Raw genomic sequence first — 1,139 nt, 5'->3', positions numbered from 1 at the left:
GCACCCGCCACCGCCCCGGCCGGGGCCGCCGCTCCGACCCCGAGACCGGCCCAGCTTCCGCCCGACGCGGCCGACTTCACCGGCAGAACGGTGCTGGTGGAGCGGCTGGGCGGGGCCCTCGGCGCGCCGGGCCAGCAGGCGCTGGTCATCGCGACCGTGGTCGGCATGGGCGGGGTCGGCAAGACCGCGCTGGCCCTGCACGTCGCCCACCGGGTCCGCGAGGCCTACCCGGACGGGCAGCTCTACGTCGACCTGCGGGGCGCCGACGCCACCCCGGCCGATCCGGAGGCGGTGCTCAGCGGCTTCCTGGTCGCGCTCGGCGTGCCGGCCGACGCGGTGCCGGACGGACTGGACGCCCGCTCGGCGCTGTTCCGCTCGGTGGTGGACGGCCGGCGGCTGCTGCTGGTGCTCGACAACGTCCACGACACCGCGCAGATCAGACCGCTGCTGCCGGGCGCGGTCGGCTGCGCCGTCCTCACCACCAGCCGCACCCGGCTGTCCGGCCTGCCCGCGACCGTCCAGGCCGACCTCGGCGTCTTCGAACCCGAGGAGGCGCTCGAACTGCTGGGCCGCACCATCGGCGCCGAGCGGCTGGCCGCCGAGGCGCAGGCCGCCCGGGAGCTGCTGCTCGTCTGCGGCCACCTCCCGCTCGCGGTCCGGATCGTGGCGGCCAGGCTGGCCGCCCGGCCGAGCTGGACGGTGCAGACGCTGGGCCGCCGGCTGGCGGTCGAGCGCCGGCGGATCGACGAGCTGCGCATCGGCGACCTGGAGGTGGCGGCCGCCTTCGAACTGAGCTACCGCCAGTTGACGCCCGCCCAGGCCCGGGCGTTCCGGCTGGCCGCCTCGGTGGACGGCCCGGACCTCGGGCTGCAGGCCGCAGCCGCCCTGCTGGACCTGGACGAGTACGACGCCGAGGACCTGCTGGAGGCCCTGGTGGACGTGGCGATGATGGAGTCGCCCTTCCCCGGCCGCTACCGCTTCCACGACCTGTTGCGCGCGTTCGCCCGGCGCCGTCCGGACGATCCCGGCGCGGCCGTGGCGGCCCGCGACCGGATGCTGGACCACCTGCTGGCCACCGCGTGCACCGCCTTCCAGCACGCCGTCCCCGGGGACCCGGCGGCCGGTGCGCTCGGGCCGGC

Annotated in this window: 1 protein-coding gene; it reads left to right on the top strand. The window is 77.3% G+C overall.

Going from position 1 to position 1,139, the window contains the following annotated elements; all coding sequences use genetic code 11:
* Positions 1-1,139: NB-ARC domain-containing protein (locus KS423_RS45940; RefSeq protein WP_263455913.1), on the top strand; the 1,139-nt coding region annotated here is incomplete at both ends.

The sequence above is a fragment of the Streptomyces sp. LS1784 genome, from assembly GCF_020103755.1.
Lineage (GTDB): Bacteria > Actinomycetota > Actinomycetes > Streptomycetales > Streptomycetaceae > Kitasatospora.
This window is presented reverse-complemented; position numbering and strand designations above follow the sequence as displayed.